Origin of the sequence: Mesorhizobium sp. M3A.F.Ca.ET.080.04.2.1, from assembly GCF_003952525.1 — a bacterium.
GTDB lineage: Bacteria > Pseudomonadota > Alphaproteobacteria > Rhizobiales > Rhizobiaceae > Mesorhizobium.
On the sequence record NZ_CP034451.1, the window covers coordinates 4,502,501 to 4,525,752 of the forward strand.

Here is a 23,252-nt window from a genome sequence, read left to right on the forward strand (position 1 = left end):
TTATGGCTAAGTGGGAAAGGATGTGAGGATCCCAAAACAACCAGGATGTTGGCTTAGAAGCAGCCATCATTTAAAGAAAGCGTAACAGCTCACTGGTCTAAATAAGGGTCTTTGCGCCGAAAATGTAACGGGGCTAAAGCCATACACCGAAGCTTAGGGTTCGTAGCAATACGAGCGGTAGCGGAGCGTTCTGTAAGCTGATGAAGCCGTACCCGTGAGGGGCGGTGGAGGTATCAGAAGTGCGAATGCTGACATGAGTAACGTAAGGGGAGTGAGAGACTCCCCCGCCGAAAGACCAAGGGTTCCTGCTTAAAGTTAATCTGAGCAGGGTTAGCCGGCCCCTAAGACGAGGCGGAAACGCGTAGTCGATGGGAACCACGTTAATATTCGTGGGCCTGGAGGTAGTGACGGATCACACAAGTTGTCCAATCTTATCGGATTGAAAGGGCAGCGGAGTGGTTCCAGGAAATAGCTCCTCCTTATAGACCGTACCCGAAACCGACACTGGTGGTCTGGTAGAGTATACCAAGGCGCTTGAGAGAACTATGCTGAAGGAACTCGGCAAATTGCACGCGTAACTTCGGAAGAAGCGTGACCCTTTTCTGCGCAAGCAGAGGAGGGTGGCACAGACCAGGGGGTAGCGACTGTTTATCAAAAACACAGGGCTCTGCGAAGTCGCAAGACGACGTATAGGGTCTGACGCCTGCCCGGTGCTGGAAGGTTAAGAGGAGGGGTGCAAGCTCTGAATCGAAGCCCCAGTAAACGGCGGCCGTAACTATAACGGTCCTAAGGTAGCGAAATTCCTTGTCGGGTAAGTTCCGACCTGCACGAATGGCGTAACGACTTCCCCGCTGTCTCCAGCATAGACTCAGTGAAATTGAATTCCCCGTGAAGATGCGGGGTTCCTGCGGTTAGACGGAAAGACCCCGTGCACCTTTACTATAGCTTTACATTGGCATTCGTAGTGGCATGTGTAGGATAGGTGGTAGGCTTTGAAGCCTGGGCGCCAGCTCAGGTGGAGCCACCCTTGAAATACCACCCTTATCACTATGGATGTCTAACCGCGGCCCGTTATCCGGGTCCGGGACAATGTATGGTGGGTAGTTTGACTGGGGCGGTCGCCTCCTAAAGAGTAACGGAGGCGCGCGATGGTGGGCTCAGAACGGTCGGAAATCGTTCGCTGAGTGCAATGGCATAAGCCTGCCTGACTGCGAGACTGACAAGTCGAGCAGAGACGAAAGTCGGTCATAGTGATCCGGTGGTCCCGTGTGGAAGGGCCATCGCTCAACGGATAAAAGGTACGCCGGGGATAACAGGCTGATGACCCCCAAGAGTCCATATCGACGGGGTTGTTTGGCACCTCGATGTCGACTCATCGCATCCTGGGGCTGGAGCAGGTCCCAAGGGTATGGCTGTTCGCCATTTAAAGCGGTACGTGAGTTGGGTTCAGAACGTCGTGAGACAGTTCGGTCCCTATCTGCCGTGGGTGTAGGAATATTGAAAGGATCTGTCCCTAGTACGAGAGGACCGGGATGGACGGATCTCTGGTGGACCTGTTGTGGCGCCAGCCGCATAGCAGGGTAGCTATATCCGGACGGGATAACCGCTGAAGGCATCTAAGCGGGAAACCCACCTTGAAACGAGTATTCCCTGAGAACCGTGGAAGACGACCACGTTGATAGGCCGGGTGTGGAAGAGCGGCAACGCTTGAAGCTTACCGGTACTAATAGTTCGATCGGCTTGATCGTTCTCATTCCTAATGCCCATTGAGGCGCAATCCAGGGGATTGACGCCGGCACGAATAGACAGCTTCTCGATTTGAACGTGCGTTTTGCCGACCTGGTGGTTATGGCGGAGCGGCTGCACCCGATCCCATTCCGAACTCGGCCGTGAAACGCTCCAGCGCTGATGGTACTTCGTCTCAAGACGCGGGAGAGTAGGTCGCTGCCAGGTCTGCCAAGCGCACGTTCATCTCACATCCGTCTCCAGAGGATCCGGATGGAAACAAATCTTCTCCTTACGATAAGGCCCGCCAAACGGGATTTCGGGCCGCGCAAGCGGCCCTTTCATTTGGCGGCCTCTTGAATTCGGTAAGCTCAAACTTACCTGTATCGTTGACGCGGGGTGGAGCAGCCCGGTAGCTCGTCAGGCTCATAACCTGAAGGTCGCAAGTTCAAATCTTGCCCCCGCAACCAAATCCGAAAACGGCTCGCCTCGCGCGGGCCGTTTTCGTTTGTGCTGCGGCCTTGTCGCGCCTGTCCCTCGTCGCCAAGATCCTTCCATGCGAGGCGACGCGCCAATCACCCCGGCCCATCAATGCAGACAAAAGAATGCGGCAAGCGCTGATCGTGTGGGCGGCTGGGCAGGCCATGGATGGGTGCGAGCCCCAGCCGGTCCAGCAACGCGATGGTCCTTACCTCACGCCGATACCTGCCAGGAGACCGCCATCTATCCTGTAGTCGGCGCCGGTGCAGAAGCTTGCCTTGGACGAGCAGAGAAAGGCGATGAGCTCCGCCACCTCTTCCGGCTCGCCGATGCGGCCGATCGGATGCGCCTCGCCGAAGCGCCTGAAGGCGGCTTCGATGTCGGCGTTCGGATCATCGCCGCGCGCGGCCCTCTCAAGGATCGGCGTGCGGACCGATCCCGGGCTGACTGAATTCACGCGGATGCCCTGGCGGGCGTAGTCGAGCGCCAGCGAGCGGGTCAGCGTGTGAATGGCGCCCTTGGTGGTGGCATAGGCGGCGACGTTCTGCTGGCAGGCATGGCCCTGCACCGAGGCGACGTTGACAATGGCGCCGCCGCCGCGCCTGATCATTTGCGGGATGCCGAAATGCGCGGTGAGGTAGATCGAGCCGACATTGACAGACATCGCCCGGTTCCAGGTCTCGAAGTCCGTGCTGGTCGCGGTGCCGTAAGGATGGACCGCAGCCGAGTTGACGATGACGTCCAGTCCACCGAAACGCTCGACACCCGCCGCGATTGCCGTCTCGACCTGATCCGGCTTGGAAACGTCCGCGGCCAGCACCAGAGTGTCGACGCCAGAACGCTCGAGTTCGGCCTGCAACATCGCGTTGGCCTCGAGATCGATGCCCAAGGCGATGATCGCAGCTCCACCTTCGCCAAGACGCCGGGCCGTCGCCCGACCGATCCCGGTCGTTCCCGTGACCAGCGCAACCTTGCCGTCGAAATCGTTCATGACCAGAACTCCTGCAAAGTGTCCGAGAATTGTGCCCCGCCAGGCCAAGCCAGGCTGGATGCCGTTCATCGGAGGCTCACGCCCGCCGAAATCACCGATCTGACTGCCATTGTCATCCAACAATAAGCTCGATCGCAACCACACCAAAGCGCATCCGATGTTCAGCTTCGCTGGGTGTGCTTCAGGTCTTTGACTTTGCGCAGGTCTTCGTCCCGAAACAGTTGCCGTGGGATCCGCGGCTCATCGCGCCTTCGTGGAATAGGACTAGGCACCGATTGGCCTGATCAGCCATTCGCGGTATTCTGCCGTCTTGCAAGTGTGACGCATACCGGGGTTTGCCTTGGGAGATGCCAAATGCGCACGTCCTCGCTCTTCATTGCACTGCTGCTTGCACACATCCCGAGCGTATCGCATGCCGCCGACATCCACGACGCCGCGCAAGTCGGCGACGTCGCGGCGATCATAGCAGCGCTCGATGCGGGTGCCGGCATAGATGAGAGTGATGGAGACGCGACGCCGCTCTATTTTGCGGTCTGGATGGGCCACGTCGAAGCGGCAAGACTCCTCATAGAACGTGGTGCGGACGTCAACGCCCAGACGACTTGGGGTCCCCCACTGATGGCGGCCATAGGAACAGGCAAGATCGAGCTGTTGAATCTGTTGCTGGAACGGGACGCAGATCCGAATTCCCGCCGTGCCGGCGAACCTGCCCTTCATGTCGCCGTCACCCTCGGTTGTCTCGACTGCGTGAAGGCGCTGGTCGAGGCCGGCGCAGACGTGAATGCGAAGGCAGAAGACGGCAAGACACCGATCCATCTGGCAAAACGTGCGGGGCAACGCGAAATTGCCGACTATCTCATGTCGCGCGGCGTCGTCTTGCCGACGCCAGCCCCAATCTCGATGAAGTTGGCGACAGCCGATGTCGAGAAAGGCCGAGCCCACTTCGACCGCTTGTGTACCCGTTGCCACAGTATCGAACCGCAGGGCGGGAGCAAAGTGGGACCGAATTTGTGGAGTGTCGTCGGCCGCGACAAGGCATCTCTGGAAGATAGACGTTATTCCGAAGCCCTGCTGGGCTGGGAGGGTGTGTGGACGTTCGAGGACCTGAACAGATATCTCTTCGGGCCCATGCTCACCACGCCGGGCGTTTACATGGAGACACCTGGTGTTCCGGACGAGACCGAACGGATCGACCTCATCGCCTATTTGCGCACTCTCAGTGACAAGCCGATGCCGCTACCTTGAAATCGATGACCTGGCCGGCGACCGCTTCATCGGGAGCCGCACGCTGGCTGCAATCACCCGATTTGACGGCCTTTGTCATCCGACAATATGGTCGATCGCAACCACACCAAAGCGCATCGCGATGCTCCAGATTCGCTAGGTGTGCTCGTTTTTGATCTTGCGCATGTCTTTGTCCCGAAAACCGACCCAATTTCGGGAAGCAGCCTTGGAGAGGCAGTCATGGAACAGTGCTGGCGCTGGTACGGCCCTAACGATCCGGTCACGCTCGATCATGTCAGGCAGGCCGGCGCCACGGGTATCGTGACGGCGCTGCACAACATCTATGACGGCAGCGCCTGGCCGCTGGATGCCATTCTCGAGCGCAAGCGCATCGTCGAGGCAGCGGGACTGGCCTGGTCGGTGGTGGAGAGCATTCCCGTTCACAACTCGATCAAGATCGGGGCGCCCGAGCGGGAGCGCTATACCGGCTGGTACAAGGACACGATCCGGGCGCTGGCCACGGCCGGCGTCTCCACCATCTGCTACAATTTCATGCCGGTCGTGGACTGGACCCGCACCGATCTGATGTACCGGCTGCCGACCACCGGCTATGCCCTGCGCTTCGACGCGCTCGACTTCGCCGCCTATGACGTCTTCGTGCTGAAACGGCCGAAGGCCGAGGCGAGCTACAGTCCGGCACGACTCAAGCAGGCGGAAGAGCGGCTCAAGACCTTGAGTAGCGATGATATCGACAAAATCGAACGCAACCTGATCGCCGGCCTGCCGGCAACCGAGCGCACCTACAATCGCGAGACGATGCGCGAGGCGCTTGCTGAGTACGCGGCGATCGGCCCGGCCGAACTGCGCGCCAATCTCGCCTGGTTCCTCAACGAGATCATCCCCGTCGCGGAGGAAGTCGGGGCGCGCATGTGCATCCATCCGGACGATCCCCCCTTCTCGCTCTATGGCTTGCCGCGCGTCGTCTCCACCGCCGATGACGCACGCTTCATCCTGGATACCGTCGACAGTCCGGCGAACGGCCTGACCTTCTGCACCGGCTCCTATGGCGTGCGGGCCGACAATGATCTGGTCGCCATGATCGAGGAATTCGCGCCAAGGATATATTTTGCGCATCTGCGCAATGTGACGCGCGAGGCGGACGGTTCCTTCTTCGAGGCGGAGCATCTGGAAGGCTCGACCGACATGGCCGACGTCGTCCTGGCGCTGATGAAGGAGGAAGCGCACCGCCGCAGGGAGGGCCGCTCCGATTGGCGCATCCCGATGCGGCCGGACCATGGGCATCTGCTTGCCGACGACATCGGCAAGACGAGGATCAACCCGGGCTATTCGCTGATCGGGCGGCTCAAGGGCCTTGCCGAACTGCGCGGCATCATGCGCGCCGTGGAACGGTTCGACCTGGCATCCACGGACCATCGTTAGTCATGCGCTGCTGCCGGCACGAATATTTGCGGCGCGCCCAGGAGACGAAAGTCGGCGTCGCTGGCACCAGCCGTTGCCGATCGCCGATTGCGGGGCGCGTGCATCGCCGCTCTCGGCGACCGGCCGGCGAACCTGCCAGCAGACCGGCGTGAAATCGTCAGTTCGAGCGTTGCTCTTCACCCGCGTCAGGTCGCAGACGCAATCGATGGACGGGATTATGGTCGTTGGCAGAGGTTTCGCCAGAGACGGATTTGGCGCATGCTGCCTTGCCTTTGAGATTTCCGTCCACTGCACCACATCGCAGTCTGGTAAGACCAAATTGGTCGGATTTCTTCCAGGGTCGGGTGGGCAAGGCGATATCGGATCGACGTCATCAATTCTGGCTGGACCAGAGTGGCCGAGATGATGCAAATTTGGCCGGCAGCTAGACGGGCAAGCATGAGGACAGCCGGCGATCCGACGATCGGACTGACTACTCCAAGGAGGACGAAATGAACATCGCTGCGGACAAGGCAAACGTCAGCGGCATCCCTTTCGACCAGGGACGGGTGGACCGGCTGATGGACGAGGCCGGCATCGATGTGCTCCTCGCCACCTCCAAGCACAACACGCAATATCTGCTCGGCGGCTACAAGTTCATCTTCTTCGCGGCCATGGATGCGATCGGCCATAGCCGCTATTTGCCGATTGTCCTCTATGAGAAGGGCGGGCCGGAACACGCCGCCTATATCGGCAACAAGATGGAAGGCGGTGAGCATCAGAACCATCCGTTCTGGACGCCGACGCTGCATGCGGCGTGCTGGGGCACGCTCGACGCCGCCAACCTCGCTGTTGAGCATCTGCATAAGATCGGCAAGAGCGCTGCTCGCATCGGCATCGAGCCGGCCTTCCTGCCGTCGGATGCCTATGCCTTGATCCGCAAGACGCTGCCGGATGCGAAGCTGATCGATGCGACCGGCATGCTGGAACGCATGCGCGCCATCAAGACCGAAGCCGAGCTCGAAAAGCTGCGCATCGCCTCCGAACTGATCACCGACTCGATGCTGGCGACGATCGCCTGGGCGCGCGAGGGCACGACGAAGACCGACATCATCGAGCAGTTGCGGCGCGAGGAAACCAATCGTGGCGCGCATTTCGAATATTGCCTGCTGACGCTGGGCTCCAGCCACAACCGCGCCGCTTCAAGCCAGGCGTGGCAAAAGGGCGATGTGCTGTCGATCGATTCCGGCGGCAACTATCACGGCTATATCGGCGACCTCTGCCGCATGGGCGTGCTGGGCGAGCCGGACGGAGAACTCGAAGACCTCCTGGCCGAAGTCGAGGCGGTGCAGCAGGCGGCGTTTTCCAACGTCAAGGCCGGCACGCTGGGCGGCGACATGATCACGCATGCCGAAAGCGTGCTGAAGCGTTCGAAGGTCGCGGCCTACACGGATTTCTTCGCCCACGGCATGGGGCTGATCACGCATGAGGCGCCATTCCTGATGACCAACCACCCGGTTGCTTATGAAGGCACCTATGCGGCCAAACCGCTGGAGAAAAACATGGTGCTCTCGGTCGAGACGACCATGCTCCACCCGACGCGCGGCTTCATCAAGCTGGAAGACACGGTCGCGGTTACCGAAACCGGCTATGTGATGTTCGGCGACCGCGGGCGGGGGTGGAACAGAGGCGGCATCTAATGGACCTAGCGTCGGCGCTACTCACTAACCCGGCGGCAGCAGCCTGAAATCCGGCAGATCGCGCAACGCGAGTTCAGGTCCGGCCGGCGAGTAGACGACGAAAAGCTGCATCGGCTGATCGCCGGTGTTGAGCGTGGAATGGAACCGGCTTTCGGGCACGTAGATGGTGCAGCCGGGGCCGACCTTGGCAACCACCGGATTGCCCTTCTCGTCCTCGACCATCTGCTCGCCATTGCCGGAGATGACGAAGATGATCTCTTCGGCGCCCGGATGGTTGTGACGGGTGTGCCCCTTGCCGGGCGGGAGGTCGACGACACCGCCGGAAAAGCGCTCCGCGCCATTTACTTCCGGCGCCACGGTGAGGGCGAGCTTGCCCCAGTCGAAGCCGAAGGCGCTGACGTCCTTCGGATAGACGAACACTTTTTCCTTGTCGGCCATTACGTCATCCTTTCCCGATCTTGACCGCCTTGAAATCCGCCGTTTGCCTGGCGATCGCCGCCTCGGCCGGCAGCCGTTCCATCGAGCTTGCGCCATAGAAGCCGTGCAGCCTTTCGCAGCGCTCCAATATGTAGCGCGCGTCGTCGGGCATCGAGATCGGCCCGCCGTGGCAAAGCAGGATGACATCCTGGCGCACCGAGCGCGCGGCCTCGGCGATGGCGTCGATCTGCTTGACGCAGTCATCGAGCGATTTGGCCGACGTGGCGCCGATCGATCCGCCCGTCGTCACGCCCATGTGGGCGACGATGATGTCGGCGCCGGCCCTGCTCATGGCGCGCGCCTCGTCCGGATTGAAGACGTAAGGCGTGGTCAGCAGGTCGAGCTTGTGCGCCTCGGCGATCATGTCGACCTCGAGGCCGAAGCCCATGCCGGTTTCCTCGAAGCTCTTCCGCATGGTGCCGTCGAAAAGGCCGATGGTCGGAAAATTCTGCACGCCGGAAAAGCCCATCGTCTTCAGCTCGGCGAGAAACAGCGGCATGATGACGAAGGGATCGGTGCCGTTGACGCCGGCCAGCACCGGCGTGTTCTTGACCACCGGCAGCACCTCACAGGCCATTTCCTTGACGATCTCGTTGGCGTTGCCATAGGCGAGCAGACCGGCGGCTGAGCCGCGTCCGGCCATCCGGTAGCGGCCGGAATTGTAGATGATGATGAGGTCGATGCCGCCTGCTTCCTCGGCCTTGGCCGACAGGCCGGTGCCGGCGCCGCCGCCGACAATCGGCACGCCTTCGGCGATCATCTTGCGGAACTTATCCAGAATCATTCTGCGCGGAATGGCGGCCATGCTTGTCGGTCTCACTTCTGGGCAATGTCGAGGAAGGCTTCGGCCGCGACCTTGGCGAAGGCGGGATCGTTGATGTGCAGCGGCAGGCGTGTGACGGTGCGGGTCTCCGCCGGCATGATGGTGCGCTCGATGCCGTCGAAGAGCGCTGCGTCCGCTTCGGGATCGAAGAAGGCGCCGCCTTCGACGTCGAGAGCGGAGACGCCCTTTTCCGGAATCAGGAAGCGGACCGGGCCTTCGCAGCGGGCGAGGCGTCTACCGATCCATTCGCCGATCTTGCGGCATTCCTCGGCAGTGGTGCGCATCAGTGTCACGTTGGGATTGTGCTCGTAGAACTGCCGGCCGCGATAGCGCTCGGGGATGGTTGGCGGCGCCCAGAAGTTCACCATGTCGAGCGCGCCGACCGAGCCGACATAGGGCAGTTCGGTGCGGGCTATGGCGCCGAAGCGATCCTCCGTTGCCGGCAGCACGCCGCCGAACAGCAGATCGCAGACCTCGGTCGTGGTGATGTCGATAACGCCGGCAAGCAGGCCCGAATCGGCCAGCTTCTCCATCGAGCGGCCGCCGGTGCCGGTGGCGTGGAAGACCATGCAATCGTATTGCGCACGCAGATGCTCGACGATTGCCGTCACACATGGCGTGGTGACGCCGAACATGGTCAGCCCAAGCGCCGGCTTGCCGAGGGTGGACGGCGCCGGCGTTGCGGCCATGCCGGCTATCGCCTGAGCGGCATTGTGCAGCACGACGCGCGAAAGCCGATTGAGGCCGGCCATGTCGGTGACCGACGGCATCATGACGATGTCGGAAACATCGACGTAAGGTGCAGTATCGCCGGAGGCGAGTGTCGAGATCATGATTTTGGGCAGACCGAGCGGCAGCGCGCGCATGCCGGCGGTGATGATCGAAGTGCCGCCGCCACCGCCAATGCCGATCACGCCGGCGATATCGTGACGCGATTGGATGAAGCGGGCAAAGGCAATGCCCATGGCGGCGACGGCGCTGCCGCGGTCGTCGATGCCAAGCACCGCCGCGGCTCCATCCGGATGATGCGCGGCAATGTCGCTTGCCGCGATATCGACCGGCACGGTGGCGCGGCGCGTGCCGATGTCGACACGGGCGACCGCACCGCCGGCAGCAGCGACGGCATCGGCGAGGAAGGCGAGCTCCTCACCCTTGGTGTCGGCCGTGCCGACCACGTAGATGCGCTTCATCGACGCCTCCCCGTGCCGGCTGGCGCGGAGGCGGCGCTTCTCAAGGCATAAAAATTTAGTGCCCTACGGCGTCCCCCTCTGTCCTGCCGGACATCTCCCCTACGAGGGGGGAGATTGGCTTGCCGCGGCCTTGACGCCTCTCCTCCAACCTTGGTGATTGGCGAAAGCAAAGATGAAATCCGATCTCCCCCCAAGTGGGGGAGATGTCCGGCAGGACAGAAGGGGGCGCCGTAGAGTGTCAACGAAGCCATTCCAGAGAGGGGAGGCCATTGCAATTTTTTGAGACGCGCGTATCATATTGACATGGATGTCTCACGTCAACAAGCCGCTTCCAGCGACGACGCCGAGCAAACGCCGATGGCCGAAAAGGGGCCGCGCGCGCGCACCAGGCGGTTGATGCTGGAGACGGCGACGAAGCTGATGCAATCCGGCGCCACGCCGTCCGTCAGCGAAGTCGCCGAGGCGGCGCAGGTGTCGCGCGCGACCGCCTATCGCTATTTCCCGAGCCAGGCCGTTCTGGTGCAGGCGGTCGTCGACGAGGGACTTGGTCCGATCCTCACCTGGAAGTCTGCTTCGAGCGATCCGGAGCGTCGGGTGGCAGACCTGTTTGGCTCGGCCATGCCGCGGATCGAGGCATTCGAAGCGACGTTCAAGGCGGCGTTGAAGCTTTCGCTCGACCAGTGGGCGCGGCAGCAGGCGGGCACGCTCGGGACCGAGCCCGCATTCACGCGCGGTCATCGCGTCGATCTCCTCAAGGACGCGATCGCACCGCTCAAGGACCGCTTGCCGCCGCGCAAGTTCAGGCGCCTGGCCCAGGCGCTGTCCATGATGTTCGGGGTAGAGGTGCTGATCGTCCTGAAAGACATGTGGGGGCTGGACAGTCAGGGGGTGGCGCAGGTCACGCAGTGGGCGGCCGGCGCCCTGGTGCGTGCCGCCATGGCGGAATCAATGGCGAAAGTGGATGGGGCACTCTCGGCCCCCGGCGCCGAATGATAGTATCTGGTTGGACCAGATCGGAAGAGCGCTTGGCAATATTGACTACAGCAGATGGAAGAAGACAAGTGTTCTATCCAAAGAGGAGCAGAAAAACTAAGGTAAATCAGACCGATGCGGCACTGAATGGGCTGTCGGGCCGCGTCCCGGCGTCCAAGAAAGAGCTTGACGAACATCCGAAATTGGTAATACCAGATCAGTTGGCGTAAAGCGGGTCGCAAGTAGGGATTGCGATCCATTTTTCCGGCAAGGCGAGGAGGTTCGGAACCGGCAAACTGCCGTTGCGGAGGAACTACCAGGCCGGCGACGATGCCGGCGCTCATGAAAGGTAGAATGCGCACAAGGGAGGAAAACTATGCGCAAGATAGTGACCAGCATGATTGCTGGTATCGGGCTGGCGCTTGCCTGCGGGACATCCGTCCGCGCGCAGGACAAGGAACTCACCATCTTCTGGGCGGAATGGGATCCGGCGAACTATCTGCAGGAACTCGTTAACGACTATACCGCCGAGACCGGGGTGAAGGTCACGGTGCAGACGACGCCATGGCCGGATTTCCAGACCAAGGCCTTCACCGAGTTCAACGCGCATGGCGACGCATACGACATGGTGGTCGGTGACTCGCAATGGCTAGGCGCCGGGTCGACGCAGGGCCACTATGTGGACCTCACTGACTTCTTCAACAAGCACAAGCTCGGCGATGTCATGGCGCCGGCGACCATCAAATATTATGCCGAATATCCCGGCGGTTCCGGCAAGTACTGGGCGATCCCGCTGGAAGGCGACGCGATCGGCTGGTCCTACCGCAAGGACTGGTTCGAGGACCCGAAGGAGAAGGAAGCCTTCAAGGCGAAGTACGGCTACGATCTCGACGTGCCGAAGACCTATGCGCAGCTGCGCGACATCGCCGAGTTCTTCCACCGTCCGGACCAGAAGCGCTACGGCATCGCCATCTATACAGACAATTCCTATGACGCGATGGCAATGGGCGTCGAAAGCGCCATCTTCAGCTATGGCGGCGATCTCGGCGACTACGCGACCTACAAGGTCGACGGCATCACCAATTCGAAAGAGGCTGCCGCGGGCCTCGACATGTACAAGGAGCTCTACAAGTTCACGCCTCCCGGCTGGGGCAAGACCTTCTTCGTGGAAGACAATCAGGCGATCACCGGCGGCCTCGCCGCGATGAGCATGAACTTCTTCGCCTTCTTCCCGCCGCTCGTGAACAAGGCAACCAACCCCTATGCCGACGTTACCGGCTTCTTCGCCAATCCGGCCGGCCCGGACGGCAAGCGCTTCGCCGCTCTCGGCGGCCAGGGAATTTCAATCGTCTCCTATTCAAAGAACCAGGACGAGGCGATGAAATTCCTGGAGTGGTTCATCAAGGACGAGACCCAGAAGAAGTGGGCCGAACTCGGCGGCTACACCTGCAGCCAGGCCGTGCTGAAGTCGGAGGCGTTCCAGAATGCCACGCCCTACAACAAGGCCTTTTACGACACCATGTTCATGGTCAAGGATTTCTGGGCGACGCCTGAATACGCGGAAGTGCTCGATCAGCTGAACCAGAACATCTATCCGTTCGTCGTCGGCGGCAAGGGCACCGCCCAGGAAGCGCTCGACAAGACCGCCGCCGACTGGAAGGCGACGTTCACCAAGTACAACCGCTACAAGTAAGCATCACAATCAGAATGCCGGAGGAGGGTTTCCCCTCCGGCATTCCTGTTTCTCAGGAGAACGATCGTTGGCTTCGGTAGCCCTCACCAATCTTGATCCCGCCTCCAGGGCCGCCGCGCGCGGCTGGTCGGATCTGACCATCCGCAACATGTTCATCATTCCGACGCTGGTTTTCCTGATCGTCTTCAATATTTTCCCGCTGATCTATTCGCTGGGCTATTCCTTCACCAATTTCGCCGCGAACCGCAGCGAGCCCTGGCAGTTCGTCGGCTTGCAGAACTATCGCGAGCTGCTCAGCGACGATCACATCTGGTCGAACTTCGTCATCACGGCGAAATACGTCATCGTTTCGGTGGCGGGCCAGATGGTCGTAGGTTTCGGTCTCGCGCTGCTGCTCAACCGCAGCTTCCCGATGAAGGGCTTGATCACCACGCTGCTGCTGTTGCCGATGATGATGTCGGCGGCGGTCGTCGGCCTGTTCTGGCAATTGCTCTACAGCCCGTCCTGGGGCCCGATCAATTACGTCTTCGGTTTGGGCGACTTCGCCTGGCTCTCCAATCCCGACAGCGCGCTCTATGCGGTCGCGATCACCGACATCTGGATGTGGTCGCCCTTCGTCATGCTGCTTTCGCTCGCCGGCCTCTCGGCCGTGCCGCAGCATCTCTACGAAGCCGCCGCGATCGACCGCGCCAGCTGGTGGTACACCTTCACCCGCATCACGCTGCCGCTGGTCTCGCCGATCCTGCTGATCGCGTTGATCTTCCGCACGATGGAAGCCTTCAAGACCTTCGATATCGCCTACACGATGACGACCCAGCCGACGGCCGAGCTCATCGCGATCCGGCTCTACAAGCAGGCCTTTCAGCAGTGGGACACCGGCAAATCCTGCGCGCTGGCCTACATCGTGCTGATCATGGTGCTGGCCATCACCAACCTCTACGTGAAGTACCTCAACAAGGTGAAGGAGCGCTAACATGGCCGCCGTCCGCACTTCTTCCGAGGTTGCGCTCAACCGCATCGCCATTGCCGCGGTGCTGATCGCGACGCTAATCTTCCTGGCGCCGATCTACTGGATCGCCTCGACGGCGTTCAAGCCGAAGGAGCTGGCCGTCAGCGTGCCGCCGACCGTGCTGTTCGAGCCCGAGGTGACGCCGTTCGTGCGGCTCTTCACCAAGCGCGTGCAGATGCAGAAGACCGTCGACCCGCAAGTCTACGAGGCAGCGCCCTGGTGGGAAAAGCGCATCTATGACGGCGGCGAGCGGGTGCTGAAGGTCGGCAAGGACGTGCAGCTTTCGCAATATCCCGACCGATTCATGAACAGCCTGATCGTGGCGGTGATCAGCACGGTGCTTGCCGTCGGCATGGGAACATTCACCGCCTACGGCTTCTCGCGCTTCAAGATCGCAGGCGAGGCGGACCTGCTCTTCTTCATCCTCTCGACACGCATGCTGCCGCCGGTGGTTGTCGCCATCCCGATGTTCCTGATGTACCGCGCGGTCGGCCTCAACGACTCGCATATCGGACTGATCATCCTCTACGTCGCCTTCAACCTGTCCTTCTCGGTCTGGCTGATGAAGGGCTTCATGGACGAGATCCCGAAGGAGTATGAGGAGGCGGCGCTCGTCGACGGCTACACGCGCATGCAGGCCTTCTTCAAGATCGTGCTGCCGGAGGCGGCGACCGGCATCGCCGCCACCGCGGTGTTCTGCTTCATCACCGCCTGGAACGAATACGCCTTCGCGCTGATCATGACCAACCGGCGCGCCCAGACGGCGCCGCCCTTCATCCCGTCGCAGATCGGCTCCGGCCTGCCGGACTGGACGACGATTGCCGCCGGCACGTTCCTGTTCCTGCTGCCCGTCGCGATCTTCACCTTCCTGCTGCGCAATCACCTGCTTCGCGGCGTGACGTTCGGAGCGATCCGCAAATGAGCTTTCGCGCCGTCAACGAGAAATACCTGCTGCCGGCATCGCAGATCCTGATGGTGCTGGGCATCATCGCGCTCTGCCAGCCATGGAGCCTCGGCCTGCATTCCTACGGCGTGACGATCATCCTGACCGGGCTGATCGGCTTCAACATCACGTCCAAGATTGCGCCGGAGCGCAGCGAGGAAACCGGCGCCGCGACGCATGAGGGAGCCCGGCAGTGACGCAGATCGAACTTCGCGGCATCGAGAAATTCTTCGGTGCCGTTCAGGTCATCCACAATCTCAACCTCGCCATCGCCGACAACGAGTTCATCGTGCTGCTCGGTCAGTCGGGCTGCGGCAAGACGACCACTTTGCGCGCGGTAGCGGGGCTCGAGACGATCGACAAGGGCGACATACTGATCGACGGCAAGGCGGTGCAGCATCTCAAGGCCGCCGACCGCGACATCGCCATGGTGTTCCAGTCCTTCTCGCTCTATCCGCATATGACGGTGTTCGAGAACATCGCCTTTCCGCTGCGCGCAACGCGCATGAGCAGCGGCGAGGTCGACAAGTCGGTGCGCGAGATCGCGCGGGTGCTGCGCATCACTGACCTGCTCGACAAGCGGCCATCCGCACTCTCCGGCGGCGACATGCAGCGCGTTGCGATCGGCCGTGCCTTGGTGCGGCGCCCGAAGGCGATGCTGATGGACGAGCCGATCGGCGCGCTGGACGCCAAGCTGCGCGAGGAGATGCGGGCCGAGATCAAGCGGCTGCACGTCAAGCAAGGCTCGACCACGATCTACGTCACCCACGACCAGATCGAAGCGATGAGTCTCGCAGACCGCATCGTCATCATGCATGAGGGTTTCATCCAGCAGGTCGGCACGCCGGACGAGGTCTATTCGCATCCGGCAAATCTTTTCGTGGCGCAATTCGTCGGCAGCCCGGTGATGAACATCGCCGAGGCCAGCGTCGCCGATGCGGCCGGCACCGCCGCCGTCGCGATCGGCGGCGCGGCCAAGGGTTTCGAGTTCCCGCGCGAATTGCTGTCCAAGCTCAACGGCCACGCTGCCAATGGCGGGCTGACGTTAGGCATCCGTCCGGAGGGGGTGCTCGTCCGCCATGACGCCGCGCCCGGCTACCTGCCGGTCGAGGCGCAGATCATCGAGCCGCTCGGCTCCTTCGACATCGTCGACCTCAAGGTGGGCTCGAAGATGCTGCGCGCCCGCACAAAGGCCGGTTACGTCTCAGGGCCCGGCGTGAAGGTCCATGCCCGCATCGATCCGGAGCAGGCGCATTTCTTCGACACGGCAAGCGGCAGGTCGCTTGGTGTGAGATTGTGATGGCCGAAGGACACGAAAGACCAACGATTTGGCCTTTCGAACAATCGAACGCCCGGAGCCGCAGCGGAGGGCTGGCCGCCCTCGGAATAGAAACGAGACAGTAGAGAGACATGGCCCATATCGAGCTGAAGAACATCACCAAGAAGTTCGGCGGCCACACGGCGCTGACCGGGCTCAACCTCGAAATCGCCGATGGCGAGTTCTTCGTGCTGCTTGGCGAGACCGGCGCCGGCAAGACGACGACGCTGCGCCTGATTGCCGGGCTCGAGAAGCCGACCGAGGGCCAGGTCTTCATCGACGGCGTCGATGTTGGCGGATGGGGCGCGGCCGAGCGCGACGTGGCGCTGGTGCTGCAGCAATATTCGCTCTATCCGCGCTATACGGTGCGCGAGAACCTCGAATTCCCGCTGAAGCCGAAGATCCGTCGGCTGCCCGACGCCGAGATCAAGGACCGCGTCGCGCGCGCCGCCCGCACGCTGCGCATCGAGCACCTGCTCGACCGCAAGACCGACCGGCTTTCCGGCGGCGAGATGCAGCGCGTCTCGATCGGCCGGGCGATCGTGCGCAAGCCGCGCGTGTTCCTGATGGACGAGCCGCTGTCGGCGCTCGACGCCAAGCTGCGCGAGGCGCTGCGCACGGAATTGAAGAACCTGCAGATGCAACTCGGCGCAACCTTCCTGTTCGTCACCCACGACCAGATCGAGGCAATGTCGATGGGCGACAAGGTCGGCGTCCTCAACCACGGCCGCATCGTCCAAACCGGCACGCCGCAGGAAATCTACAACAATCCGCGCGACACCTACGTCGCGAGCTTCGTCGGGTCGCCGCCGATGAATCTCATCGACGGCAAACTGGTCAACGACCGCGCGGTGATGGCGCCGATGAATTTCGAGCTGCCGCTTTCAGGCGCGGTCAAAACCGACGGCGCGGCCGACGGTCGGCCGCTCGTCTTCGGCATCCGTCCGGAGGACGTCTATCTGGAAGGCGGCGCGCCGGTCGAGGCCAAGGTCCACGATGTCGAGAACCATGGCGTCGAGAAGATCGTGACGCTGAGGGTCGGCGAAACGATGCTGAGAGCCACCGTGCCGGCGAGGACCGCCGTCGAGATCGAGCAGCCCGTCCGCTTCGCCTGGAACCCGGACAAGGTGGTGATGTTCGACAAGGGTAGCGGGGTGAGCCTGCGGCACGCCGGATAGCGCCGGCGTCCTTCCTCAGAAGAGAAGCGCCTCTCGCAGACAGTCGATGATCGAGCGTCAGGGTTGCCCTTCGACGCCGTTGTTGCGCACATGGCTCGGCGCCAGGCCCATCACGCGCTTGAAGGCGCGGCTGAAGGAGGCTTCCGAATCGTAGCCCAATTTCGCCGCCGCGACCGATACCCGCATGCCGTCGCGCGCGAGCCACTGCCGCGCCTGGTGCATGCGCACGCGCAACACGTATTTGGCCGGCGTCTCGCCCACGACGGCAGCGAAGCGCTGCGCGAAGGCGGAGCGCGACGCTCCCATCAGCCGCGCCAGCGCCTCGACCGTCCAGTCGCGGTCGGGCTGCAGGTGAATGGCGGCGAGCACCTTGCCGACATCCGGATTGCGGACGGCGGCGATCCATCCGGTGGCGTCGCCGCAGCCGTTCTCCACCCAGGAGCGGATGATGGTGGCGGCGAGCACGTCGGCCAGGCGGGCAAGAATACCTCCGGAACCGACGCGGTCCATCGTCACCTCGCCGGCCATCGCGTCGAGCAGATGCTGGATGCCCGGCGCGTTCGCCATCAGCTTATGCGCCTGCATCAGGTCGGGCATCATGTCGAGCAGAGGATGCGAACGGTCGAGGTTGAAATGCATGCTGCCGCAAAACAGCAAGGTCTTACGGCCGTCGCAGCCGTTGGAGACGTCGTAGATGTTCTCGCAGACCGGTTCGATGGTGTAGCGGCCGATCGGCACCGGAGGGACGCCGGGCGCGCTCGCCAGCACATGCTCGTCGCCGCGCGAGATCAACAGCGCGTCGCCGACCGAGAGCTCGATCCATTCCTTGGCCGGTGAGAATAGCCAGCAGCCCTGCTGGCTGATGAAATGGAACCGCGCCGCCTTCTGCGCCGGGAAGGAAACGGCCCAGGGCTCGCCCAGCACGCAGCGGCCATAATCGACGCCGTCGAGCCGCAAGCCGCGCAGCATGGGTTAGTGGATCGCCCGATGAGGGCCCTGTGGTTTTGGACGAATTGTAAGACATTTCGGCGTTTCTAGCATGGAAACTCCAGGCAGTCACTCCCTATGTTGCACCGCAAGCCAATGTTGCAGCGCAACCAAATCGACCGACGAAGCCGCCCGCCAGGCATCGAACAGGTGGAGCCCGAGCCGGTCATCCCCTGACGTGGCGCCGCAGACAGATCGGAGAATTTGCCATGACTGAACCCGCCACGGGCGCCATCGACGCTGCTGTCCTCGACAGAACCGAACCCGAGGAACGAAGCGAGCCCGTGTGGGGCGCGGTGGTCTCGCTGGCGCTCGGCGTGTTCGGCCTCGTGACCGCCGAATTCCTGCCCGCCAGCCTGCTGACGCGGCTGGCGCAGGATCTCGGCGTCAGTGAGGGTGCCGCGGGCCAGGCGGTTACGGCGACGGCCGTTGTCGGCGCGATTGCCGCGCCCACCATGGCCATCGTCACCAAGCGGCTCGACCGTCGGCTGGTCATGTGGCTGCTCAGCGTGCTCCTGATCGTCTCCAACCTGCTTGCCGCCTTCGCATCCTCACTCACGATGCTGCTACTAGCCCGGGTGGTCCTGGGCGTCGCGCTCGGCGGCTTCTGGTCGATGTCGGCCGCCACGGCGATGCGGCTGGTGCCGATGCGGCTGATGCCGCGCGCCATGTCGATCATCCTGACCGGCGTGTCGGTGGCGACCGTCACCGCGGCGCCCGTCGGCGCCTATGTCGGCGACATCTGGGGCTGGCGCACCGCCTTCATGATCGCGGCAGTCGTCGGCGCGCTGGCGCTGCTGGTGCAGCTCGCCACCATTCCCAGCCTGCCGCCTATGGCGGTGGCAAGCTTTCGCACCCTGATCGAGGTGCTGAAGCGGTCGACCATTCGCGTCGCCCTCCTGGTCGTGCTGCTGGTCGCCTCCGGACAGTTTGCCGGCTTCACCTATGTGCGGCCTTTCCTCGAGACGGTGCCGGCGATGCCGATAGCGACCATCTCGCTGGTGCTGCTCGCCTATGGCATAGGCGGTTTCTTCGGCAATTTCGCCGGCGCCTTCCTGGCCGAGCGCAACCTGAAGCTTGCCGTCGCGCTGGCGCCGCTGCTGATCGCGCTGTCGGCGCTTGCCATGCTGACCCTCGGCGCCTCGCCGGTGATCGCGGCAACGGCGGTCGCCGCCTGGGGCTTTGCCTTCGGCGCGGTGCCGGTCGGGCTGCAGACCTGGCTGGTGCGCGCCGCGCCCGACCAGGCCGAGAGCGCCGGCGGGCTGATGGTCGCCACGTTCCAGGTGGCAATCGCGCTGGGCGCGGTCTTCGGCGGCCTGCTGGTCGACCATGCCGGCGTGGCCAGCGCCTTCGCCTATAGCGCCGCGGCAACCCTGCTCGCGGCCCTGGTGACCTTTGCCGTGGGACCGAGACAGGCTGAATAGCAAGAAGCCGGTATCCCTTTTCGGATCGGCCCAGACTCTTCGGGGGTTTCGGGCCGATACCGTTGGGATGGCCCTCACGCCGAGCGGCCGTCGAAATCGAACACTTGCACCGCGGCGAGGTCGACGTCCTCGAGACAATTGATGTTGATATAGGCGCTGCGCTCGCTGCCCTGGCCGACATCCTCGGCGAACGGATGGATGCCGCAGGTCCGGCAGAAGCGATGCGCGATCGAGGCCTTGCCGAAGCTGTATCTGCCGAGGTCGTCGCCCCAGGCGACAAGGCGCATGCTGGCATGCGGCACTGCCCAGAGCAGCGCGCCCTTGCGCGCGCAGATCGAGCAGTTGCAGCGCACGGCGCCGCCAAGCTCGCCCTCGACCTCCAACGCCACCTTGCCGCAGTGGCAGCTGCCTTTGTAGAGCATCGGTTCTTCCTCTCGCTTCGGTAAGTGCAAAGGCGCCCTTGACGGGTTATCCCTTGGCCGGTGCCTCAAAGACGTTTCATGCTGCCGGAGTCCGACATCGACATGCAAGCCGCCCGCGACCGCCTCGAAGCCATCCTGTCGCGCCTTGCGGACCGCGTTGCCGACGAGAAGGTCTACATGAAGCTCTATCGCGAGGCGGCGAGCGCGGCAGCGGATGCAGCGGACGCCCGGCAAAAGGCCGGCATGAGCCTCGGGCCGCTCGACGGTGCGATCGTCTCGATCAAGGATCTGTTCGATGTCGCCGGCGAGCCGACCAGGGCGGGCTCGCTGATGCTTGCAGGCGCGCCGCCGGCAACGCGGGATGCCACGATCCTGCGCCGGCTGCGCCAGGCGGGCGCCGTGATCCTCGGCAAGACCAACATGACCGAATTCGCCTTCACCGCGATCGGTGACAATCTGCATTACGGCACGCCCGGCAATGCCGCCGATGCCAGCCTGATCCCGGGCGGCTCGTCGTCCGGGGCCGGGGTGGCTGTGGGCGAGGGCAGCAGCGACATCTCGATCGGCTCGGACACCGGCGGCTCGGTGCGCATTCCGGCCTCGCTCAACGGCGTCGTCGGCTTCAAGCCGACGGCGCGGCGCGTGCCGCTGGCGGGCGCCTTCCCGCTGTCGACGACGCTGGATTCCATCGGGCCGCTCGCCCGCAGCGTTGCCGACTGCGCGATCGCCGATGCGGTCATGGCCGGCGAGGAGCCGGCTGCTCCGCAGCCGCTCCCGTTTGCCGGCCTGCGCATCGGCATTCCCCGCGGCATGCTGTTCAGCGACACGCAGGCCGACGTCGCTGCAGCTTTCGGGACTTGCGTCGACAGGGCCGGACAGGCCGGCGCGCGAATCGCCGACTGGTCGATCGACGACCTCATCGTAGAGATGCGTGCGGCGACCAAGCAGGCCTCGATCGCGGCAATAGAAGGCGCCGAGGTTCATGCCGACTGGCTGGCGACGGGTGCCTCGGTGCCGGTCGATGCGCATGTCAGCGGGCCGTTGTCGCGGGCTCTGGCGGTGACCGCCTCCGTCTACATCCGGACAATCCGACGCCGAACGGAACTGGTCGCGGCAATGGATGAACGGCTGAGTGGGGTCGATGTGCTGGCTTTTCCAACCACGCCGATGGTAGCGCCGTCGATCGCCGTCATCGCCAGCGACGAAGCGCTTCGAAACCGGACGGAAGGCCTGCTGCTGCGCAACACCCAGGTTGCCAACCAGTTCGATCTCTGCGCGATTTCGCTGCCGATGCCGGGCATGAGACTCCCGGTCGGACTGATGCTGGTGGGGCGGCATGGCCACGACCGTCAGCTTCTCAGCATTGCTGCGGCGGTGGAGGCTTTGCTTGGCCGTTAATATGGGTGCCGCGACCGAAGCAAGATGCACATCACGGAAATGCCGTTGCATCCCGTCGCGCCCCCTCTGGCCCTGCCGGCCTCTCATGTCTGCACTGTCGCGGTGCTCGCCGGGGAACTAATCGCTGCTCGGGAAACGTCGCCGGTAGTGCTCGATCACTTCCGGGTTGCGCAGGTTGACCGGCAGCTTGTTGGCGAGAACCAGCAGCGCCTCGCCGGCAGCGCCGACGCCCATGCGCATCATCGATTCCTCGGTGATGCCTGCCATGTGCGGGGTGACGATGACATTGTCGAAACCGAAATAGGGATGGGTGGGCGGCAGCGGCTGGGACGCAAAAACGTCGAGCGCGGCGCCACCGATGCGGCCGTTCCGCAATGCTTCGATCAGCGCATCGTCGTCGACCACCGGTCCGCGCGAAACGTTGATCAGCAGCGCATTGGGCTTCATGCGCGCGATGCGCTCGCGGCTGATCAGGCCGCGCGTCTCCTCGGTCAACGGGCAGCAGAGAACGATGATGTCGCTCTGCTCGACCAACGCGTCGATCGACAGGAAGCCGACGCGCTCGGGCGCCGGACGCAGGCTGCGCGTGGTCGCTATGACATTGAGGTCGAAGCCGTGCGCGGCGATATGACCGACGGCCTGGCCGACGGCGCCAAGGCCTACAATGCCCATGGTCTTGCCGGCCAGCTCGCTGGTCGAATTGGCGTGCTCGCGACCGGCGAGCCAGCCCTTGGCGCGCAGATCGCGATCCATCATGCGAAAACGGCGCAAGAGCGCGAGCGCGACGAACATCACATGCTCGGCGACCGAGCGGGCGTTGACCGCCGGCACGTTCGCCACCAGGACACCGGCGGCAGTGGCCGCGTCGACCGGGATCATGTCCAGCCCTGCGCCATGGCGGATCGCGGCGCGCAAGTTCGCCGCGCCGGCAAAGAGATCCGGCGGCAGCGGCGCGCGAACGATGACGATGTCGGCGTCCGTGGCTTCGGCGGTCAACGTCCTGGCGTCGAGGGCAGTCGCGATAGCCAGCCGGCCTGCTCCCCCCAACATGGCGGTCGCGCGTGGGTGCAGCGGATGCGTCGACAGGATCTTTCGCATTGAGCCCCTGTTTGTTTAGCCGCATTTCTGCCACGCCAAGCGATTCCGCTTGGCTGCAAAATGCTCAGGCCTTTTCGAGCACCGCGCTATCCGGCTCCGTTGCCCGGCCTTCTATCAGCCCCTTCCAGTAGCTCTCGGCGCCCTGCAGATGAGCGCTCATCAGCGCCTGGGCAAGGTTGCCGTCGCGGCGCAGCAGCGCCTCGTAGATCTGGATGTGCTCGGCATGCGAGCGCACGCTGCGCTCGGGATCGTTGAAATAGATCGGCAAGCGCTGCTCGCCCATCAGATAATAGACACTGCAGATGTTGTGGAAGACGCCGTTCTTGGTCGCCCGCACGATCTCAAGGTGAAACTCGCGATCTTCCTTGGCGAGACCTTCGCCGGCGGCGATGCGCTCCTCGGAAGCTTTCAGGATTTCGCGCAACCGCTCGAAATTCTCCTCCGTGGCGCGCGAGCAGGCAAGCTCGGCGGCCTTGATCTCGTGGATCTTGCGCAATTCGACGGTCTCGTAGATCTGCACCGGGTCGAGCGGCAGGCCCGCGCGAGCGAAAAGCGCTAACGCTTCCACGCTGGCCTGCTTGGTATCGACATAGATGCCGGATTTGGCGCGGCGCTCGACGATGCGCATGGCTTCCAGGATCGCCAGCGCCTCGCGGATCTGGCCGCGGCTGACGCCGAAATGCTCCGCCAGCTCGCGCTCCGACGGTGTGCGGCCGGTCTCCTTGTCCGAGTTGGAGAACAGATAGGCGGCGAGTTCGGCGAGAAGGTTCTTTTCTTTCAT

19 protein-coding genes, 1 tRNA gene, 2 rRNA genes and 1 pseudogene (1 of these 23 cut by a window edge) are annotated in these 23,252 nt (G+C 63.1%); 15 read left to right on the forward strand and 8 right to left on the reverse strand.

Going from position 1 to position 23,252, the window contains the following annotated elements:
• From EJ074_RS21525 to EJ074_RS21535, 3 genes are all read left to right on the forward strand, one after another.
• Nucleotides 1–1,748, forward strand: a 23S ribosomal RNA gene (locus EJ074_RS21525) (it extends 1,108 nt beyond the left edge of the window).
• Between the two features lie 90 nt (nucleotides 1,749–1,838).
• Nucleotides 1,839–1,953, forward strand: a 5S ribosomal RNA gene (gene rrf / locus EJ074_RS21530).
• Between the two features lie 165 nt (nucleotides 1,954–2,118).
• Nucleotides 2,119–2,195 (forward strand) — tRNA-Met (locus tag EJ074_RS21535).
• A 218-nt stretch (nucleotides 2,196–2,413) separates the two neighbouring features.
• Here the strand turns inward: EJ074_RS21535 and EJ074_RS21540 are convergent.
• The gene (locus EJ074_RS21540; RefSeq protein ID WP_129553746.1) at nucleotides 2,414–3,196 is read right to left on the reverse strand and encodes a glucose 1-dehydrogenase; all 783 of its coding nucleotides are present in this window, start codon (nucleotides 3,194–3,196) and stop codon (nucleotides 2,414–2,416) included.
• A 354-nt stretch (nucleotides 3,197–3,550) separates the two neighbouring features.
• On the opposite strand from EJ074_RS21540, the gene EJ074_RS21545 reads away from it, so the two are divergent.
• From EJ074_RS21545 to EJ074_RS21555, 3 genes are all read left to right on the forward strand, one after another.
• Nucleotides 3,551–4,441, forward strand: coding sequence for an ankyrin repeat domain-containing protein (locus tag EJ074_RS21545; RefSeq protein ID WP_129553747.1), 891 nt, complete (start codon nucleotides 3,551–3,553; stop codon nucleotides 4,439–4,441).
• Between the two features lie 219 nt (nucleotides 4,442–4,660).
• Nucleotides 4,661–5,860 carry a mannonate dehydratase gene (gene uxuA, locus EJ074_RS21550; RefSeq protein WP_129553748.1) on the forward strand — a complete coding sequence of 400 codons (1,200 nt, stop codon included), beginning with the start codon at nucleotides 4,661–4,663 and terminating at the stop codon, nucleotides 5,858–5,860.
• Nucleotides 5,861–6,351: 491 nt separating this feature from the next.
• Nucleotides 6,352–7,539: a Xaa-Pro peptidase family protein gene (locus EJ074_RS21555; RefSeq protein WP_129553749.1), complete on the forward strand. Its 1,188-nt coding sequence runs from the start codon at nucleotides 6,352–6,354 to the stop codon at nucleotides 7,537–7,539.
• 24 nt (nucleotides 7,540–7,563) lie between these two features.
• Here EJ074_RS21555 and EJ074_RS21560 read toward each other — a convergent pair whose 3' ends face one another.
• The 3 genes from EJ074_RS21560 to EJ074_RS21570 are packed head-to-tail and all read right to left on the reverse strand — an operon-like array spanning nucleotide 7,564 to nucleotide 10,029.
• On the reverse strand, nucleotides 7,564–7,977 hold the full coding sequence (locus tag EJ074_RS21560) for a cupin domain-containing protein (protein ID WP_129553750.1): 414 nt from the start codon (nucleotides 7,975–7,977) through the stop codon (nucleotides 7,564–7,566).
• Between the two features lie 4 nt (nucleotides 7,978–7,981).
• A complete protein-coding gene (locus tag EJ074_RS21565; protein WP_129553751.1) occupies nucleotides 7,982–8,821 on the reverse strand; it encodes a phosphoenolpyruvate hydrolase family protein in 840 nt (279 codons plus the stop codon).
• Between the two features lie 11 nt (nucleotides 8,822–8,832).
• Nucleotides 8,833–10,029 carry a Tm-1-like ATP-binding domain-containing protein gene (locus EJ074_RS21570; protein WP_129553752.1) on the reverse strand — a complete coding sequence of 399 codons (1,197 nt, stop codon included), beginning with the start codon at nucleotides 10,027–10,029 and terminating at the stop codon, nucleotides 8,833–8,835.
• Nucleotides 10,030–10,332: 303 nt separating this feature from the next.
• On the opposite strand from EJ074_RS21570, the gene EJ074_RS21575 reads away from it, so the two are divergent.
• The 7 genes from EJ074_RS21575 (at nucleotide 10,333) to EJ074_RS21605 (ending at nucleotide 17,142) form a co-directional block, all read left to right on the forward strand.
• On the forward strand, nucleotides 10,333–11,022 hold the full coding sequence (locus tag EJ074_RS21575) for a TetR/AcrR family transcriptional regulator (RefSeq protein WP_129553753.1): 690 nt from the start codon (nucleotides 10,333–10,335) through the stop codon (nucleotides 11,020–11,022).
• Between the two features lie 355 nt (nucleotides 11,023–11,377).
• Entirely contained in the window at nucleotides 11,378–12,694 is a 1,317-nt protein-coding gene (locus EJ074_RS21580; RefSeq protein WP_095804424.1) for an extracellular solute-binding protein, read from the forward strand.
• A gap of 67 nt (nucleotides 12,695–12,761) precedes the next feature.
• Complete coding sequence (locus EJ074_RS21585) at nucleotides 12,762–13,667, forward strand: sugar ABC transporter permease (protein WP_129553754.1); 906 nt, start codon at nucleotides 12,762–12,764, stop codon at nucleotides 13,665–13,667.
• Nucleotide 13,668: 1 nt separating this feature from the next.
• Nucleotides 13,669–14,625 carry a carbohydrate ABC transporter permease gene (locus tag EJ074_RS21590; protein ID WP_129553755.1) on the forward strand — a complete coding sequence of 319 codons (957 nt, stop codon included), beginning with the start codon at nucleotides 13,669–13,671 and terminating at the stop codon, nucleotides 14,623–14,625.
• A complete protein-coding gene (locus tag EJ074_RS21595) occupies nucleotides 14,622–14,843 on the forward strand; it encodes a hypothetical protein (RefSeq protein WP_129553756.1) in 222 nt (73 codons plus the stop codon). The genes EJ074_RS21590 and EJ074_RS21595 overlap by 4 nt, the downstream gene beginning before the upstream one ends.
• Nucleotides 14,840–15,946, forward strand: coding sequence for an ABC transporter ATP-binding protein (locus tag EJ074_RS21600; protein ID WP_129553757.1), 1,107 nt, complete (start codon nucleotides 14,840–14,842; stop codon nucleotides 15,944–15,946). The genes EJ074_RS21595 and EJ074_RS21600 overlap by 4 nt, the downstream gene beginning before the upstream one ends.
• A gap of 110 nt (nucleotides 15,947–16,056) precedes the next feature.
• Nucleotides 16,057–17,142, forward strand: coding sequence for an ABC transporter ATP-binding protein (locus EJ074_RS21605; protein WP_129553758.1), 1,086 nt, complete (start codon nucleotides 16,057–16,059; stop codon nucleotides 17,140–17,142).
• A gap of 57 nt (nucleotides 17,143–17,199) precedes the next feature.
• On the opposite strand, the pseudogene EJ074_RS21610 reads toward EJ074_RS21605, so the two are convergent.
• Nucleotides 17,200–18,166, reverse strand: a pseudogene (locus tag EJ074_RS21610) (AraC family transcriptional regulator).
• A 172-nt stretch (nucleotides 18,167–18,338) separates the two neighbouring features.
• On the opposite strand from EJ074_RS21610, the gene EJ074_RS21615 reads away from it, so the two are divergent.
• Nucleotides 18,339–19,553 (forward strand): MFS transporter, encoded by a 1,215-nt coding sequence (locus tag EJ074_RS21615; protein WP_129553759.1) that lies wholly within the window; start codon nucleotides 18,339–18,341, stop codon nucleotides 19,551–19,553.
• A 74-nt stretch (nucleotides 19,554–19,627) separates the two neighbouring features.
• On the opposite strand, the gene EJ074_RS21620 is transcribed toward EJ074_RS21615, so the two are convergent.
• Nucleotides 19,628–19,975 (reverse strand): GFA family protein, encoded by a 348-nt coding sequence (locus EJ074_RS21620; RefSeq protein ID WP_095804417.1) that lies wholly within the window; start codon nucleotides 19,973–19,975, stop codon nucleotides 19,628–19,630.
• 102 nt (nucleotides 19,976–20,077) lie between these two features.
• On the opposite strand from EJ074_RS21620, the gene EJ074_RS21625 reads away from it, so the two are divergent.
• Entirely contained in the window at nucleotides 20,078–21,373 is a 1,296-nt protein-coding gene (locus EJ074_RS21625; RefSeq protein ID WP_129554078.1) for an amidase, read from the forward strand.
• A gap of 117 nt (nucleotides 21,374–21,490) precedes the next feature.
• Here EJ074_RS21625 and EJ074_RS21630 read toward each other — a convergent pair whose 3' ends face one another.
• Nucleotides 21,491–22,471, reverse strand: coding sequence for a hydroxyacid dehydrogenase (locus EJ074_RS21630; protein WP_129553760.1), 981 nt, complete (start codon nucleotides 22,469–22,471; stop codon nucleotides 21,491–21,493).
• Between the two features lie 64 nt (nucleotides 22,472–22,535).
• Nucleotides 22,536–23,252 (reverse strand): FadR/GntR family transcriptional regulator, encoded by a 717-nt coding sequence (locus tag EJ074_RS21635; protein WP_129553761.1) that lies wholly within the window; start codon nucleotides 23,250–23,252, stop codon nucleotides 22,536–22,538.